We start from the raw sequence: 16,079 nt of genomic DNA, 5'->3' as shown, positions 1-16,079 counted from the left end.
AGGTTATTTGTTACGATCTTCGTATTTACGCCTAAAGCGCCTTTTAAAGAAGAACATAAAAATGGCCACACAAACAAAAAATATGAAAAGATAAGCTCGGTTTCTTTGGTCACCCCATATTCTAAAGGCTTCAAAAAGAAAGAAAGCCGCAAATAATAAATATGCGTACTCAAAATATCTGAAAAATTTACTCATCTTCTTTTTCTTCTTCTATGATTTGTATACCCGTATTGGTTCTTGAACGAAAATTAGTGAAATCCTGATTAGAATCAAAACCAAGATCTTCTGTGTAAGAACCGTCAGGAAATCTGATGGTATTTGGTTTATCTGTAAAAATCCAGCTTCTATCCTGATCCCAGAAAAGCTGGCTTGCTTCCAGTTTTGTACTATCGGCAGTAATGATAACCACATTTCCCTGCAAATCTATTAATTTCGTCGCTTCATAAACGATCCCGTAATCTGCATTTACCGTATTCTTTCTGTTCTTTTCATCAAAGAACTCTACCTCCACACCATCCGGAAATTCACGATAAGGAAATGATTTATTGGTATAATCCAGCATCTTGGGGCTTTTAAGTGTAGCAACCAATCTTCCTGAATCTGTAAATTTTAAATTGATGCCTTCGGCAATTGCCTGAGGAGCATCTTCCTCTAAACTAAAGGCCCTTACCTGTTGTAAATTACCTTCGCATGAAAAAAGCATTGTCACGCCTATTAGCGTGACAATGCCTGAAATTATATTACTATATGTGAGTTTCATCTTATAGGTTCGGGATACGAACGGTCTCACCGATCCAGCATCCTATTGAAATCGCATCACCAGCATTTTTACTTGACTGGAATACATCTGATTTCTGTGGCGCTCTACCTCTATAGGCAGCAGCAGCCTGGTTTGCATTACTAGCGATAGAAGGATCTACTCTCGCAGCTCTTGACGCATAGTCTGCAGCTAACCAGTATACAGCTCTTTTAGTAAATGCATCTTCTCCACAATTGTTAGCACTTTTCGCATACATATTAGCGATCTGTAGGTATGCACTACCCATTGAAGGCCTAGCTTCTAATGCTTTTCTATAGAAACTTCTTGCCTGACCATAGCTACCTTTATCCTTGTAGTTATTAGCAATTCTATAGTAGATCTTCGCTTTATCTGACTTGTTAGTCTCTAATTCAGCAGCTTCGTTATAATATTGAAGAGCTTTAGATCCATTACCATCAGCTTCAGCTAACTGTCCTAAAGAATATGCAGATTTCGCCGAAGGCTCTAACTTATGAAGTGCTTCAGAAACCTGAACAAATAGTGGATCTTCAGTACAATCTTTTGCAGAAAGTCTTGCATTGGCATTTTTCAACCAGCTAACATCGGTTTTCTTAGCTTCGAAGTCTTTCTTGTAAAGTGGCACAAGGTTATCACAATCTGCACGAGCACCTAATTTTGCATTTAGAGCAGCCTTTACATTACTGTAGTTCTTAAGGTTGATCTCAGCATATTTAATTTGCTTTTCTTCTTTAGAAGTTAGCTCTCCACCTTCTTCCTGCTTCTTTAATAAAGGAGCAAGGTTTTCAGCAGCAGCGTTCTCTTCCGTTTCGATCTTAGCAAATACTCTATCGTACATATCAAATACATCCTGAAGAGTTCTATTTCCTTCATCCTGCATTTCAACTACAAGGTCAAAATATGCATAAAGACCTTTAGGACTGGTAAAGTTTTCTTTATCCTCTACCCAAACTTTATCAAAAGCTTTGAAAAGTTCGTCTTTAGATCCCATTTTATTATCATACATCAACTGAGCGATATCTGTATATACTTTACCTTTTTCAGTTTTTCCAGGATAAAGTTCTAATCTGGTTTCCCAAACATCGATCAATTCTTCGATCAATTCTTCTTTATCTCCTTCTTCTGCTTTGTCAATTTTAGCTTCGATCGCTCTTTCAAGATATTGATAAGTAGCGAGACTATATTTAGGACACTCTTCCTTAACTTTCATTAAAGCTGGATAAGCAGCGTCGTAGTTTTTTGCTTTTGCATCATCATATGCCAGAGCGGCCATAGTAGCACAATCTTGTGCACTTGCAGCTCCCGAACCTAAAATGGCAACCGTTACTAGTGCTAGAAATTTGTTTTTCATCTTTTTTTTATTGTGTGGTTAATCAAATTTTCTTTTCGTGAACCATTTGTCATTTAAAGACAGTCCTATAGAAAGTCTTAAAAAGTTCTCCTGAACTAAACCTGAATTCTTGGTACCTCTTTGTCCTAGCTCGATTCCGAGGTTTGCGTTAGAGAAAAAGTTTCCGACTGGTAATCCTAATCCAAAAGATATGCCAAACTCATTAATAGACTCGTCATTGACCACTAATCCAGTCTCATCATAACGAAATCCAGCTCTGTAAACCACTCTTTCAAAATAACTTGTAAAAGAATTGTAGTTAGGAATATAAAATCCTCCTAAAGAGAATTGAGAAGCATCTTCATAAGTACCACCATCTCCTCTAAACCTGAAACTGTCCTCATATGAGGAAGATCCGATGGTAGAATATTCGGCTCCGGCAAACCATTTGTTTTCCTGTCCTATACCTGCACCAAATACAAATTTCGAGGGAAATTCAAATTGTGTGTTGGTAAGATCAAGCTCTCTCACGTCTATCACCCTGGAAGCACCAGCAGTAAAATCGATCGTAGAGATCGCCCTCGAATTTTCTGAATCCAGATCCATGGCCGGTCTGTATGTACTGGAAACATGAAGTTCTAAATCCTCAGTAATATCAGTTTGGTAATTAGCTCCGAAATTAAAATTGAAACCTTTGATATCAGATCTGTTTATGTCTGTTGTTCCATATTGAAGCTCTTCACGATTTATACTTTGAGTATTCTGAAAATTCCCAAAATTATAGTTCGCATCTACACCAAGGCTCAATTCATCAGTTACCGCAACACCGGCAGATAGAAAAACCTTGTTCATACCTCCTCGACCATTTAAGAAACTAGCGGAGCCTTCCTCCACATCCAGAATTCTATAACCAACAGAAGTATAAGGCAACACCCCAAAACCTATTCCAACGCGATCGCTAATTGGAAAACCAAGGGCTAAATAATCCAGTGAACTTATCTTGGCATTATCGCTATTTTGATCTGTTTCAACACTAATTCTGTCGTGACTGGCTCCTACTGTAAAATTTGTGATTTTCAGCGTTCCGTAACTGGCCGGATTCTGAATATTCATATGGATGCTATCATTGAAAATACTCAAACCTCCCATAGACCTGTTTTCAACAGTTCCCTTGAAGTTCGTCAAACCGATACCGTAATATGAATAAGGTGAGGATACGTTTTCCTGTGCTTCTGCAGTAAAAGCTAAAAATAAAGCTACGATTACTATAAATCGTTTTATCATTGAGTCTTGTTAAATTCTAGAATGAAATTAAGTCCTTCTAACAAAAAATTTGAGTTGGCAAATATGCTATTTTTTAATGGTATAGACAAAATTTGACTATCTCCACCCGTGAAAATAACTGTTAAATCTTCAAATTTAGCGCTATAGGTTTCTACTGTTCCTTTTAATTCCATTTCAATCCCGTTAATAATTCCGGATAAGATGCTCTTTTCTGTAGTATCACCTATCAAATGAGCTTCCGGCTTCGCTGTTACTAACGGTAAATTTGAGGTAAACTTGTGTAAACTTTTAAATCTCATTTCCAAACCCGGGGAAATTGCTCCCCCGAGGTAAACCTCATCCGAAGTTTTAATGTCATAGGTGATACAGGTACCGGCATCTATCACCAAAACATTTTTTCCTCTATAAGAATTGACCGCAGCAGCAATTAACGCAATTCTATCTTTCCCAAGGGTATCTGGAGTAGCATATTGATTTTTGAACGGAATTTTAGTTTCTGCGCTCAAATTGATTAGGGAATAGGAATTTCTGACCTTTTTTTCTACTTCCGGATCGAGAGAAGTGACACTGGAAAGTATAGAATCTTCTATTTCTGGAAACTTTTTTTGCAGCTGATGAAAATTTTTCAAAAATTCTTCCTTTTTAAAAACCTGCTTTTCCAAAAGTCTATTGTTTTGAAAAACAGCAGTCTTTATAAAGGTATTGCCGCCATCAATCACTAAATTCATTCAGTTTTTCTTTGATTGACAAAAATACAAAAGCATTTTTTTAAAATTTCCTTTGTGAGTTCCTAAAAATGAAATTATATTTGCCACCGCTTAAACAAGCAACTGGTGCCTTAGCTCAGTTGGTAGAGCAAAGGACTGAAAATCCTTGTGTCCCTGGTTCGATTCCTGGAGGCACCACCTTTAAAAACCCGATTCAGTTGAATCGGGTTTTTTTATTTATATACTTTTATATTTCTACTATATTTCTACAAAACACAAAGACCGTCTACTGATTAATAAAAATCAATCGACGGTCTTTTAGTTAAGATGTAAAATCTGCAATTCAGAAATTATAAGTTCAGCACAATCACGTTTACGATTGCACTTGCAACGGCTACAAGAATCAATGCTAAAGCAAGAGTTACTCCAATTTTAGCGAATACATTCAAGCCCTGCAGCGATCTGTTATAATTTTGAACAAAATCAGTAAAAATTTCCATAAGCCTTGCTTGTTTTGAATTAATATTCAACTCTCTTAAATATAAGGAGTTAGCAGGCGTATTCAAAAAATAATCGGTGAACCTACGATATTTTAGGCGTACAACATTATTACAAAATGTACTATGGAAAAATCGGACTTTTACATCCTTAAATTATCAAATTTAGCTCGTTCTACATTCTAATGAACCTGGTTCTGCCTCCATTTTGAGGTCCTTTACCTCCACCAAAACTACTCAGCTTATATGTAAAGCTCAGCATTGCGTATCTCTGCAATACAAGATTATTCACATCCTGTATATAATCATCTCCCACCAATCTTCTGGTATCAACATTCTGATCGAGAAGATCGTAAACTTTCACCTTTAAGGTTGCATTATCTTTGAGGAATTGATATCCGAGACTCATGTTCCACAAAAGGGAAGTATTATCAAATCCTGGAGATACGTTTCCAAACTGGTTATAAGAAATATCGTTTCCAAAAACTACATTTTTTGGCCAGTAAGTGGTCGTTTCAAGAGAAAGCGTATGATTGGTATAACTTTGATCCCTACCGCTGTTGATATCGTAAGAAATATCATTGTAATTAAGATTATAAGAAGGATTGATCTCCAAAATTTCATCGATCGCGTAGGTTAGTTCTAATCCCGGACTTATATTATATTGATCTGATCTATATTTTACCGCGTTGATAAATCCAACATTTCGGTTATAACCGGTATTCATTCTCAATCTTAAACGAAGCTCTCTCGCATCCTTTTTAAAAGTTTTACTATAAGAACCTCCAAGATTTCCATTAACCACCCCGTCAACATTCGTATAAGTAGTAGTTCTTACGAAATTATCTACACTGCTGGTCGCTACCACCTGGTTATTAGTAAAGTTTAAATACATGTAACCAAAAAATCCGCTTCTGGAGGCAAAGTCGAAATTCCTGAAATTAAAATTCACTCTTTGGTTGAAAGTTGGTTCCAGTTCGGGATTTCCAACAATTATATTGAAAGGATTCGTTCTATCCTCCACCGGCTGCAATTGTCTAATTGAAGGAACATCAGCATTAGTGCTATACCCAACACTTAGGCTTTTTGAACGGTCTAAAGAATAGCGAACATCAGCATCTACAAAAATATTATTGTAAGTATTATCAAAGCTTACATCATTGATGAAATTTTCGGTTTTTAAGCTGGTACTAAGCAGACCAACTTCTGTACTTACCCGCCAGGTCTCACCTTCATAGTTGATCCCGGCATTCGGGGTATGTTTGAAACTTCTTACCTCAAAATCATTACTCAATGCTTCATTGAAACTAGAGTACTCGCCGTTTACAGCATCAAACACATTTCTGGTATTTTGATTTTTTGATGTGGAGAAGTCATAATTCACATCCAGGAACAGCTTTTCAGCAAGAACACTTCTTTTAGACGCTCCTATACTGAAGGAATTAGTGTTTTCATCCTGATCTATCAACTGATCCTGCACCTCGTTTCTTTCTGGTGAATTTTCATAGATACTTTCTGAAAAATAAAAGTTTTCATTTTCCTGTTTACTGTGTGAATGACTAAGGTCTAACTGCAGGTAAGAACCCCGGCTACCAAAACGCTTGATGAAATCTATGTTATTTGTGAAATCAGCACTGTTGAGATCTTCCATCTCATCTACCGTGGTAGAATTCTGCAAAATCATATTCTCATCCAGGTTTTCTTCAAAACGGTCTCTGAAAGAAGTACCAGTATTGGCGTTAAATCTTGGCGCAATAGATAACTTGGTAAGCGTGTCAAACTCAACTTCATATCTCAAATTAGCCCGGTGACTATCGTTAATAAGATTGCTGCTGCTCAGGGAATTTGTAAAATACCGTGAATCTGGAAGAATGTTCTCTCTTTCTACTCTCGTCCTGGTTTCGGTATCGTTCCGGCCGTAGAAATAGTCGGTACTTAATTCCATGTCATTATCCCACTCGTTCACAAAATTAAAACCTGCCGTTTCAGACTTGGTGATCCCGTTATTACTTCCAAAACCATTTCCGTTGATACTGAAACTACCATTACTGTTGAATCTGATGGAGCGGGCATTTCCACCCATCATATCAAATACCTCATCAAAGCTGAAACCTGAACTATTAATATTATTAGAACTCGCAAGCACACTCAACCTGAGATCATCTTTGAAGTAATTCGCAATTCCGCTAAGCTCATAACGTTCATCGGTTCCTCCACCCGCAGTTAATCTGGCGAAATAGCCTTTATTCTTATCTTCCTTTAATTCGATATTAATGGTTTTATCATCGGGGTTTCCAGCCTTACCGGTGAATTCCTCACTTTTCGTTTTGGTATCTGTTACCTGGATCTTGTCAATAATTTCTTTCGGAAGGTTCTTGGTGGCAATCTTTGGATCATTACCGAAAAACTCCTTACCGTTTACCAGAATCCTGGATACAGGTTTTCCATTCACGGTGATATTTCCATCTGAATCTACTTCAACTCCCGGAAGTTTTTTCATCAATTCTTCCAGATTAGCATCCTGTCTGGTATTAAACGATCCTGCATTGAATTCAAGCGTATCCTTTTTGATAGTGATAGGAGCCCTGCTAGCTGTGATACTGATTTCATCAAGCGCATTATCCATAGGTTTAAGCTGAATATCACCTAGTTCAAGTTTTTCCTCTACGGTGACTTGCTGAGCATAGGGCGCAAATCCATTATAGCTCACTAAAAGATTTAATTTTTTTGCTTCGGTAGTTCCTTTGAGTAAAAAAGAACCATTTTTTTCGGAAATAGTATAAGTTACCAGGCTACTATCTGCAGGTGTTTCGGTATAAATAGTTGCAGATTCGAGCGGGATGGAAGATTGATCTATAATTCTTCCGGAAATTTGAAATTCTTGTGCAAAACTTACTGTGGTAATTAGAATTCCGAGGAGACTGATGTAAAAACGCATTCAATAAATAGGTTAGATTAAAATACAAAGACCAATAACTCAATTATAGAAGAATTATTGGCCTTTCGTAAGACTATTTATATTTCCGAAGGTTTAACCCAGACCGTTATTTTTTTCTGAAGAAGATGGTAATTGGAACGCCTTGAAAATCAAACTCCTGACGTAATTTGTTCTCAATGAACCTTTTATAAGGATCTCTAATATACTGCGGAAGGTTACAGAAAAACGCAAATTGAGGATGAGGAGTTGGTAATTGCATGCAAAATTTAATTTTTACAAACTTACCTTTATATGCCGGTGGTGGATATTTCTCAATGATTGGAAGCATCACATCGTTCAACTGACGTGTTTTTATCTTATTGCTTCTGCTTTCAAAAACCTTTACTGCTGTCTCTATAGCTTTAAAAACTCTTTGTTTGGTCAATACAGAAATAAATATGATTGGTACATCTGTGAATGGCTCAATCTCGCGGCGAATCATCGCCTCGTATTCTTTCATGGTATTGGTTTCCTTGTCTACTAGATCCCATTTGTTCACCAGGATCACGATTCCTTTATGGTTTCGTTGCGCCAGCCAGAAAATATTCTGAACCTGTCCATCAAATCCCCTGGTAGCATCCAGGACCAATAGACAAACATCACAATTTTCAATCGCTCTCACAGATCGCATTACCGAATAGAATTCAAGATTTTCTTTAACCTTGCTTTTTCTTCTAATCCCGGCAGTGTCTACCAGGTTGAATTCAAATCCGTATCGATTATACTTGGTGTCAATTGAATCTCTTGTAGTTCCCGCAATATCAGTTACTATATATCGGTCTTCACCTATCAAGGCGTTGATAAAAGAAGATTTACCAGCGTTTGGCCTTCCCACTACAGCAAATCTTGGAAGTTCAGATTCATCTTCTTCTTCAATTTCAGGCAGAGCCTCGATCAAAGCATCCAGAAGATCACCTGTTCCACTTCCATTTGTACTGGCAATTGGGAAATACTCGCCAAGACCTAAAGAATAGAATTCAACTGCGTTGGCAAGTCTTTTATTATTATCAACCTTATTCACTGCCAGCAAAACAGGCTTGTTCACCTTTCTTAATAGAACGGCAACTTCTTCGTCCATTGGAGTCACGCCAGATTCCACATCAACCATAAAAATGATCGCATCTGCCTCGTCTATAGCCAGTTCAACCTGCTTATCTATTTCCTCTTCAAAAATATCATCACTCCCTTTTACATAACCTCCAGTATCTATCAAAGAAAATTTACGACCGTTCCAGTCAGATTTTCCATAATGCCTGTCTCGGGTAACTCCGCTCACAGAATCAATGATCGCTTCACGACGTTGAATGAGACGGTTAAAAAAAGTTGATTTACCTACATTAGGTCTACCCACAATGGCGACAATATTGCCCATAACTATAAATTGATTTCAGGGAGCAAAATTAATGGTTTTAAACCAATTAATCTTTTTCCTGTATTTAGCTGAAAAGTTTATTTCTTATCTGTGTACCCGAATCTTCGCAATTGCTGGGAATCGCTACGCCAGTTTTTGTTCACCTTCACGTATAATTCAAGGTGCACTTGCTTTCCGAAGAATTTTTCAAGGTCTTTTCTGGCCTCTACTCCAACTCTTTTTAAAGCTGAACCTTTATGCCCGATAATGATCCCTTTCTGAGTTTCTCTTTCAACCATAATGATGCTTCGCATTCTTATGATTTCATCTTCTTCAAAAAACTCGTTTGTTTCGATCTCAACGCTATAAGGAATTTCCTTTTTATAATGCATTAAGATCTTTTCACGAATAATCTCATTTACAAAGAAACGCTCCGGTTTATCGGTAAGGGTATCTTTAGGATAGAAAGCAGGAGACTCCGGAAGCAATTCTATAATTCTATTAAAAACTTCAGAGATATTGAATCCTTCCAATGCAGAAATTGGATGGATTTCAGCAGAAGGCACTTTTTCAGTCCAGTAACTTACCTGTTCTTCCAGCTGTTCCTGATTAGATTTGTCAATCTTGTTCAAAAGCAACAATACCGGCACTTCTGAATTTGCAATTTTATTAAAGAAAGCTTCATCTTTCAATGCCTTCTCTCCTATCTCCACGATATAGATCAATACATCGGCATCCTCAAAAGCAGATTTTACAAAATCCATCATGGATGCCTGAAGTTCGTAAGCAGGCTTAATAATTCCAGGGGTGTCACTCAGGATCACCTGGAAATCTTCACCATTAACGATTCCAAGAATTCTATGACGGGTAGTTTGAGCTTTCGAAGTGATAATAGAAAGCCTCTCCCCAATGAAAGCATTCATCAGGGTTGATTTTCCCACATTGGGATTACCAATAATATTTACAAATCCGGCTTTATGTGCCATAATGATAATTTTTGCAAAGGTATTTCATTTGTAATCTGTTACCTAATCTTTATTGAATTTCTACCGAATAGGAGCAAAAGCACTTTGAATATTCAGAATATTAATGATAGATGTTCTGAAATTTTTAATATAAAGCACTGAAAATCATAATTTAATAAAAATAATAATCCAGATCATATAAGGGTTGTCCTTCTGTTTTTAATGCCTATTTTTGCCGCTTCAAAAAATCAAGCCGAAAAAGCCCAGATATGAAAAAAGTTTTGAACTTATTCGACTTCAAGCAACAAGTTAACTATAAAACGGAAGTGCTTGCCGGATTAACCGTAGCGATGACTATGATCCCAGAATCTTTGTCTTTTGCTATCCTGGCAGGATTCCCTCCACTTATGGGATTGTATGCTTCATTCATCATGGGACTGGTTACCGCGATATTTGGAGGTAGACCCGGAATGATTTCTGGAGGTGCCGGCGCAACGGTGATCGTTCTTATCGCTTTAATGAAATCTCATGGACTGGACTACGTGCTCGCCGCCGTGGCTTTAGCCGGGGTAATTCAGATCGTTATCGGTGTTTTCAAACTCGGGAAATTTATCCGACTTGTACCTCACCCGGTGATGTTTGGTTTTGTAAATGGACTGGCAATTATCATCTTCATGTCACAACTGGATCAGTTTAAAACCGTGGTGAACGGTGAGATCGTGTGGCTTACGGGAACTTCACTTTATATTATGGCTGGCCTGGTAGCACTTACCATCGCCATCGTTATATTATTACCCAAACTTACCAAAGCAGTTCCTTCATCTCTGGTTGCCATAATTGTGGTGTTTATCCTGGTTTACTTTCTGGGAATAGACACTAAAACCGTAGAGGATATCGCATCTGTAAGTGGTGGATTCCCACCATTTCATATTCCAGATATTGCATTGAGTTGGGAAACTTTTGAGACCATAGCTCCATATTCTATGATCATGGCCGCGGTTGGATTGACTGAAGGTTTACTTACCTTAAATCTTGTAGATGAAATTACTCAGACTAAAGGTAGTGGAAACCGCGAATGTGTTGCCCAGGGAAGCGCCAATGTGCTGAATGGATTTTTTTTTGGAATGGGTGGCTGCCCGATGATCGCTCAAACCCTGGTGAACCTTTCTGCAGGTTCCAGAGCAAGATTATCCGGAATCATCGCAGCTTTTACAATTTTAGTGATCGTTTTATTCGGTGCACCGGTAATAGAACAGGTACCAATGGCGGCTCTTGTAGGAGTAATGATCATGGTAGCAATTGGAACTTTTGAATGGGCAAGTTTAAAGATCTTCAATAAGGTACCTAAAAAGGATATTTTCCTGGTGATCATCGTAGCATTGATCACAGTGTTATTGCACAATCTTGCCTTGGCCGTACTGGTTGGAGTCATCCTTTCCGCCCTGTTCTTTGCCTGGGAAAGCGCTAAACGGATTAGAGCGCGAAAGCATATCGATGAAAATGGAGTAAAACATTATGAAATATATGGTCCGTTATTCTTTGCTTCTACCACCAATTTCGCTGAAAAATTTGATGTAATTAATGATCCTGAAGAGATCATCATCGATTTTAAGGATAGCCGGGTAGCAGATATGTCGGCCATTGAAGCTTTAAATAACGTGACCCAGCGCTATAGCAAGGTCGGGAAAAAAGTTCACCTGAGACATTTGAGCAATGACTGCCGAAGATTACTTCAAAATGCAGATGCACTAATTGAAGTAAACATTATGGAAGATCCTACTTATAAGGTTGCTACAGATAAAAACTAAAGCGAATTATCATTGATCTCGATCCAGTATCCGTCAGGATCCTGAAGATAGATCTGTTTGATGCCATCGGGACGGGTGTTGGTAGTATCCTTTTCACCCAGCCAGTTTTCAAAAGTAACATTTTTGCTTCTTAAAAAATCCATCAAATCAGGCAAGCTTGAAGTATTCAAAGCCATATGCACACCCTTGTGCTTTTCTGGCAGATCTTCACTTTCAATCAAATGTATTTGAACTTTTTCTCCAAGTTCAAACCAGCGAATATGATCTGGCAATCCACCATTAGGAATTTCCTTTAATCCGAGAATTTCAGAATAGAATTTAGCAGAAGCGGCCACATCTTTTACCAGAATGGCGTCGTGATCTTTTTTAAGCTGAAATTTATTTTGTGAGTTCATCATAGTTGTAAATAGCAGGAGGACCAGTATAGGAATTATTTTTTGCATTCTGTAAATTGTTGGTTTCTAAAGTTAGACAAAATCTTTAAATCTCAGAGCTTTTCCAAAAGCCTTAAATCTTCTAATTTTCTTTTAAACATTACTTAAAATGCCCCAACAAAAAATATAATATTCCTAACTTTCAGAAACCTTTAAAATCAAATATTACTAGATGGCTGAGCTAAGTGAAGATGAATTTCAGAATATTCTATCTATTCAGAATAAATGTACCCGGTTAAACCTCAACGAAAATATTTATGGAACTTTCGCTGAAATTGGCGCCGGACAGGAGACAGTTCGTCATTTTTTTAGAGCAGGCAATCCTAAGGGAACGATCGCTAAAACCCTGAGTGCTTACGATAAAGATTTTAGTGATGCTATTTATGGGTTAGATCCCCAAAACCGATATGTGACCGAAGCACGCCTAAAACGCATGATCGATTATGAGGCAGACCTTATTGAAAAAAGGCTATCCAGGAAAAAATATCCTAATAAATTGTTCTTTAGTTATGCCAATACGGTAGCAACTATAGACTGGGCCAAAAAATATAAAGGTCATGGCTGGTTAGGGATCAAATTTCAGCGCGAACCGGAACAGGAATATAGTGAGATCATTCTGCATGTTCAGTTTCATGAGAATAATGCTTCACAGCAACAAATTAGTTTAGGAATTATGGGCGTGAACCTTATTTACGCTGCTTTCTATCAAAGCGATGATCCTAAGACGCTTATAAAAAAACTTTACGACCATCTTTCGGTAGATAAAATTGAAATCGATTCGATCAATTTTAAAGGTCCGGTTTTCAAGGATGTTGATAATAGATTAATGAGCCTGGAACTGGTAAAAGAAGGAATTACAGAGGCCGTTATGTTCGGAAAGGACGGCAACAATATTCTGCCAGCGAACGTCTTATATAAAAAGAATATTCTAACCTTAAGAGGGAGTTTCAGACCCGTTACAAACCTCAACCTTAACATGTACATTTCTGCCAGGAAATTATTTCTGGAAGAGGAAGATGTGGACCCCGAAAAGACGGTTATCATTTTTGAAATGACCTTAAATAATTTGAAAGCGGAAGGTGAAATTGACGAAAAAGACTTCCTGGACAGGGCAGATCTTTTATGTGCATCTGGACAAACAGTAATGATATCCAGTTTTCAGGAATATTATAAAGTAGTGGAATATTTCTCGCTACACACTAAGAAGCAACTTGGTCTGGCCATGGGTGTGGATAATCTAATTGACATATTCAGTGAAAAATATTACAGACATCTAAGCGGTGGTATTTTGGAAGCATTTGGAAAATTATTTTTCAAAAGCCTGAAAGTTTATCTGTACCCAATTAGAGATGAAGAAACCGGCGAGATCATAAATAGCAAGAATTTAAAGGTTCATCCAAGGGTCAAAGAACTTTACAAATTTTTCATGGATAATGATAAGGTGATTGATATTGAAGATTACGATGAGGAATCACTTGATATTCATCCGAGAAAAGTCTACGAAATGATTCGAGAAGGAGATCCTAAATGGGAAGATATGGTTCCCGGTCTCACCGCTAAGATGATCAAAGAAAAAAACCTTTTCCAGGAAGAAAAAGAAACTCAGAGCTAAAAATCAGGTAGAGAATTCAGATTTCATACCTCTGTCATACATCACAATACTTCCCGCCACGGAAACATTCAAACTCAATGTTGATTTGAATTTCACCAGAAAATGTGCTTTTTCAATTGCAGCATTGGAAAGTCCGTGGTCTTCGGCACCTAAAAGATAAACACATCTTCTGGGATGCGTGAACTCTTCCAGCGGTTGAGCATCGTCAGTTAATTCAACTCCAACAAGCATTGCTCCCTTAGGAAGATGAGCATAAAAATCTTCGAAGGTATCGTAATGAAAATATGGCATGGCTCCTACCGCTTTGTGCGTATCACAGGCCTGTTTTGAATACCTGTTCCCAATGGTATAAATAAAACTGGCTCCCATATTCTGGGCTGAACGCCATAATACACCAAGATTTTCAGGAGTTTTACCATTTTGAATACCTATCCCAAAAAATCCCTGTTCCAGATTATCTGTTTTCATAAAGCAAAAATAGAATTCTTATAGTTTTCTACACAGCAAACAGAATCAAGAAGTTGCAGATCATCGAAAAAGCTTTTTATTCATCGGTTATTTTATTGGATATCAAAAAGTTGAATTAAATTCAGTTTAACTAACAACCAATATTTTAATTATGTTTCACACATTTTCCATTTCTTTATTGAGGCGAAGTCTGGTATTTAATCTATTGATCGCCATGTTTTTTCTAGTAACAGGAACTTCCTGTAATAACAAAGATTACAAGGAAGTTCCCGAAGAGAAAAAAATGACCATGAACGACAGTATTAAACGAGGTGAATATCTCGTAAAAACCATAGGTTGTCATGACTGTCATTCACCAAAAAGAATGACCGAACGCGGTCCTGAAGAGATTCCAGAGCTCGCCTTAAGCGGTTACCAGGCGGGAGATTCTTTACCGCCTATAAATTCTGAAGCTTTGCAGAATGGGTGGATGTTGATGAGCGGTGACCTCACCGCAGCGGTTGGACCCTGGGGTGTTTCCTTCGCTGCAAATATAACTTCAGATGATACCGGAATCGGGAACTGGACAATGGCAAGGTTTAAAACTTCCATGCGGGAAGGAAAGCTTAAAGGAGATAAAGGCGGAAGAATGATATTACCTCCTATGCCGTGGCAAAATTTAGGAAAATTAAATGATGAAGATCTTGAATCTATGTTCAAGTATCTTCAAAGTACAAATCCCGTTGAAAATGCTGTTCCTGCTCCTATTCCTCCAAATAAACTCGACAGTTTGCGAACAAGCTAAAATAAAACCGGCTCAATGCCGGTTTTTACTTTATTCCACTTTAAAAGTTTTGAGCATCCCTTTACTCTGCGGATCTGGAATTTCAGATATCAAAGCATAATTGCCAGGTCTTAGCTCTGCCGTAAAATACCCGGTTCCACCCTGTTTCATTTCCTGCATTCCGCCTAAAAATTTAAAACCTTCCGGCGAAGGTGTTTGAAGTCCGCTTGGATCTGCCCAGTTCATCCAGCTATTCAGTTTAGACAGATCGGCACCTTCATCAATCCATACCAGGTGTACGTCAGACATTACATAATTCTCATGTACTTTCTGCTCACCAAACTCAACTTTAAAGGTCTTTTCCCCGGAAGAAGGCCTGGCATTAAAACTAATTCCTTCAATCCCTGAAACCTGAATAGTATAATCTTCCTCTATCCCGGAATCGGAACTGTCAGCTTCCACCACATTGATCTGTTTTGCCATTCCCTGGGTATTATGAAAGACACCATTGGCCATTTTTACATAACATTCGATAATGTATGTGCCAGGCTCAAGATAAACAGTGGATTGCGCCGTGCTTTTAGCCGAAATCAAACCTACGCCACCGGTAAATTCAACCTGCTGGAACCATTCGGGCAACTTCCCAAATGCTTCATTGGCCTTGTCAAATTCACCTTTATTCAAATAATCCATTCCTTCCTGAAAAACCGGCCCCACTTCTCTTTCAGCATCTTCAATAGTCTTACCATCAGGATACTTGTCAAAAAGCACAAAATGGGTTTCATTGGAATTGTTGCGGTATTTTATGGTTGTCCAACCCGACTTCCATTCATCTTTAGTCTTAAATTCCATCGCATTGGTTACAATGGTCATAGATTGAGCTTCAGGTTTTTTTTCAACCTGTTCCATTTGCTGAATTTCTTCAGAAGATTTCTCGTCTTTCTCCTCATTAGATTTACAGGAAGTAATAAAAAAGAAAAGAAGCGCAATGATAGCTGCTCCACCCAAAAATTTTAATTTTTTGATATTCATATGATTAGTTTTTGATTAGCCTAAATTGAATAAGCAACGTGGAGCATTAACTAAATTCCAATTTTTTAAGCAT

At 37.8% G+C, this 16,079-nt stretch carries 15 protein-coding genes and 1 tRNA gene; 4 read left to right on the top strand and 12 right to left on the bottom strand.

Annotated features, from left to right (window positions below; genetic code table 11):
• Nucleotides 1–3 precede the first annotated feature (3 nt).
• The 5 genes from AC2S94_RS06795 to AC2S94_RS06775 are packed head-to-tail and all read right to left on the bottom strand — an operon-like array spanning nucleotide 4 to nucleotide 4,120.
• Nucleotides 4–195, bottom strand: coding sequence for a hypothetical protein (locus AC2S94_RS06795; protein WP_484630716.1), 192 nt, complete (start codon nucleotides 193–195; stop codon nucleotides 4–6).
• On the bottom strand, nucleotides 188–760 hold the full coding sequence (gene lptC, locus AC2S94_RS06790; protein WP_484630715.1) for an LPS export ABC transporter periplasmic protein LptC: 573 nt from the start codon (nucleotides 758–760) through the stop codon (nucleotides 188–190). The genes AC2S94_RS06795 and lptC overlap by 8 nt, the downstream gene beginning before the upstream one ends.
• Before the next feature lies 1 nt (nucleotide 761).
• Nucleotides 762–2,129, bottom strand: coding sequence for a hypothetical protein (locus tag AC2S94_RS06785; protein WP_484630714.1), 1,368 nt, complete (start codon nucleotides 2,127–2,129; stop codon nucleotides 762–764).
• An 18-nt stretch (nucleotides 2,130–2,147) separates the two neighbouring features.
• Nucleotides 2,148–3,392, bottom strand: a complete 1,245-nt coding sequence (bamG, locus tag AC2S94_RS06780) for a BamG family beta-barrel-assembly machinery protein (protein ID WP_484630713.1) — start codon at nucleotides 3,390–3,392, stop codon at nucleotides 2,148–2,150.
• Nucleotides 3,389–4,120: a type III pantothenate kinase gene (locus tag AC2S94_RS06775; RefSeq protein WP_484630712.1), complete on the bottom strand. Its 732-nt coding sequence runs from the start codon at nucleotides 4,118–4,120 to the stop codon at nucleotides 3,389–3,391. The genes bamG and AC2S94_RS06775 overlap by 4 nt, the downstream gene beginning before the upstream one ends.
• Nucleotides 4,121–4,224: 104 nt before the next feature.
• Between AC2S94_RS06775 and AC2S94_RS06770 the strand changes: the two genes are divergently transcribed.
• Nucleotides 4,225–4,297: transfer RNA gene (locus AC2S94_RS06770), tRNA-Phe, on the top strand.
• 152 nt (nucleotides 4,298–4,449) lie between these two features.
• On the opposite strand, the gene AC2S94_RS06765 is transcribed toward AC2S94_RS06770, so the two are convergent.
• The 4 genes from AC2S94_RS06765 to era form a co-directional block, all read right to left on the bottom strand.
• On the bottom strand, nucleotides 4,450–4,599 hold the full coding sequence (locus tag AC2S94_RS06765) for a hypothetical protein (RefSeq protein ID WP_484630711.1): 150 nt from the start codon (nucleotides 4,597–4,599) through the stop codon (nucleotides 4,450–4,452).
• Between the two features lie 172 nt (nucleotides 4,600–4,771).
• Complete coding sequence (locus AC2S94_RS06760) at nucleotides 4,772–7,534, bottom strand: outer membrane beta-barrel protein (protein ID WP_484630710.1); 2,763 nt, start codon at nucleotides 7,532–7,534, stop codon at nucleotides 4,772–4,774.
• Between the two features lie 106 nt (nucleotides 7,535–7,640).
• Complete coding sequence (gene der / locus AC2S94_RS06755) at nucleotides 7,641–8,945, bottom strand: ribosome biogenesis GTPase Der (RefSeq protein WP_484630709.1); 1,305 nt, start codon at nucleotides 8,943–8,945, stop codon at nucleotides 7,641–7,643.
• A 77-nt stretch (nucleotides 8,946–9,022) separates the two neighbouring features.
• Nucleotides 9,023–9,910 carry a GTPase Era gene (era, locus tag AC2S94_RS06750; protein WP_484630708.1) on the bottom strand — a complete coding sequence of 296 codons (888 nt, stop codon included), beginning with the start codon at nucleotides 9,908–9,910 and terminating at the stop codon, nucleotides 9,023–9,025.
• Nucleotides 9,911–10,158: 248 nt separating this feature from the next.
• On the opposite strand from era, the gene AC2S94_RS06745 reads away from it, so the two are divergent.
• A complete protein-coding gene (locus AC2S94_RS06745; RefSeq protein ID WP_484630707.1) occupies nucleotides 10,159–11,697 on the top strand; it encodes a SulP family inorganic anion transporter in 1,539 nt (512 codons plus the stop codon).
• Here AC2S94_RS06745 and AC2S94_RS06740 read toward each other — a convergent pair.
• Nucleotides 11,694–12,140, bottom strand: coding sequence for a VOC family protein (locus AC2S94_RS06740; protein WP_484630706.1), 447 nt, complete (start codon nucleotides 12,138–12,140; stop codon nucleotides 11,694–11,696). The genes AC2S94_RS06745 and AC2S94_RS06740 overlap by 4 nt on opposite strands.
• A gap of 163 nt (nucleotides 12,141–12,303) precedes the next feature.
• On the opposite strand from AC2S94_RS06740, the gene AC2S94_RS06735 reads away from it, so the two are divergent.
• Nucleotides 12,304–13,743, top strand: coding sequence for a TonB-dependent receptor (locus tag AC2S94_RS06735; protein ID WP_484630705.1), 1,440 nt, complete (start codon nucleotides 12,304–12,306; stop codon nucleotides 13,741–13,743).
• Between the two features lie 3 nt (nucleotides 13,744–13,746).
• On the opposite strand, the gene AC2S94_RS06730 is transcribed toward AC2S94_RS06735, so the two are convergent.
• Entirely contained in the window at nucleotides 13,747–14,211 is a 465-nt protein-coding gene (locus AC2S94_RS06730) for an RNA methyltransferase (RefSeq protein WP_484630704.1), read from the bottom strand.
• A gap of 151 nt (nucleotides 14,212–14,362) precedes the next feature.
• Here AC2S94_RS06730 and AC2S94_RS06725 point away from each other — a divergent pair, with 151 nt between their 5' ends.
• Nucleotides 14,363–14,995, top strand: a complete 633-nt coding sequence (locus tag AC2S94_RS06725) for a diheme cytochrome c-553 (protein ID WP_484630703.1) — start codon at nucleotides 14,363–14,365, stop codon at nucleotides 14,993–14,995.
• 30 nt (nucleotides 14,996–15,025) lie between these two features.
• On the opposite strand, the gene AC2S94_RS06720 is transcribed toward AC2S94_RS06725, so the two are convergent.
• Nucleotides 15,026–16,006 (bottom strand): hypothetical protein, encoded by a 981-nt coding sequence (locus AC2S94_RS06720; protein WP_484630702.1) that lies wholly within the window; start codon nucleotides 16,004–16,006, stop codon nucleotides 15,026–15,028.
• Between the last annotated feature and the right edge of the window lie 73 nt (nucleotides 16,007–16,079).

The sequence above is a fragment of the Christiangramia pacifica genome (assembly GCF_057221535.1).
Note: the sequence above shows the minus strand (reverse complement) of the source record. Positions and strands in the feature narration are given on the sequence as shown.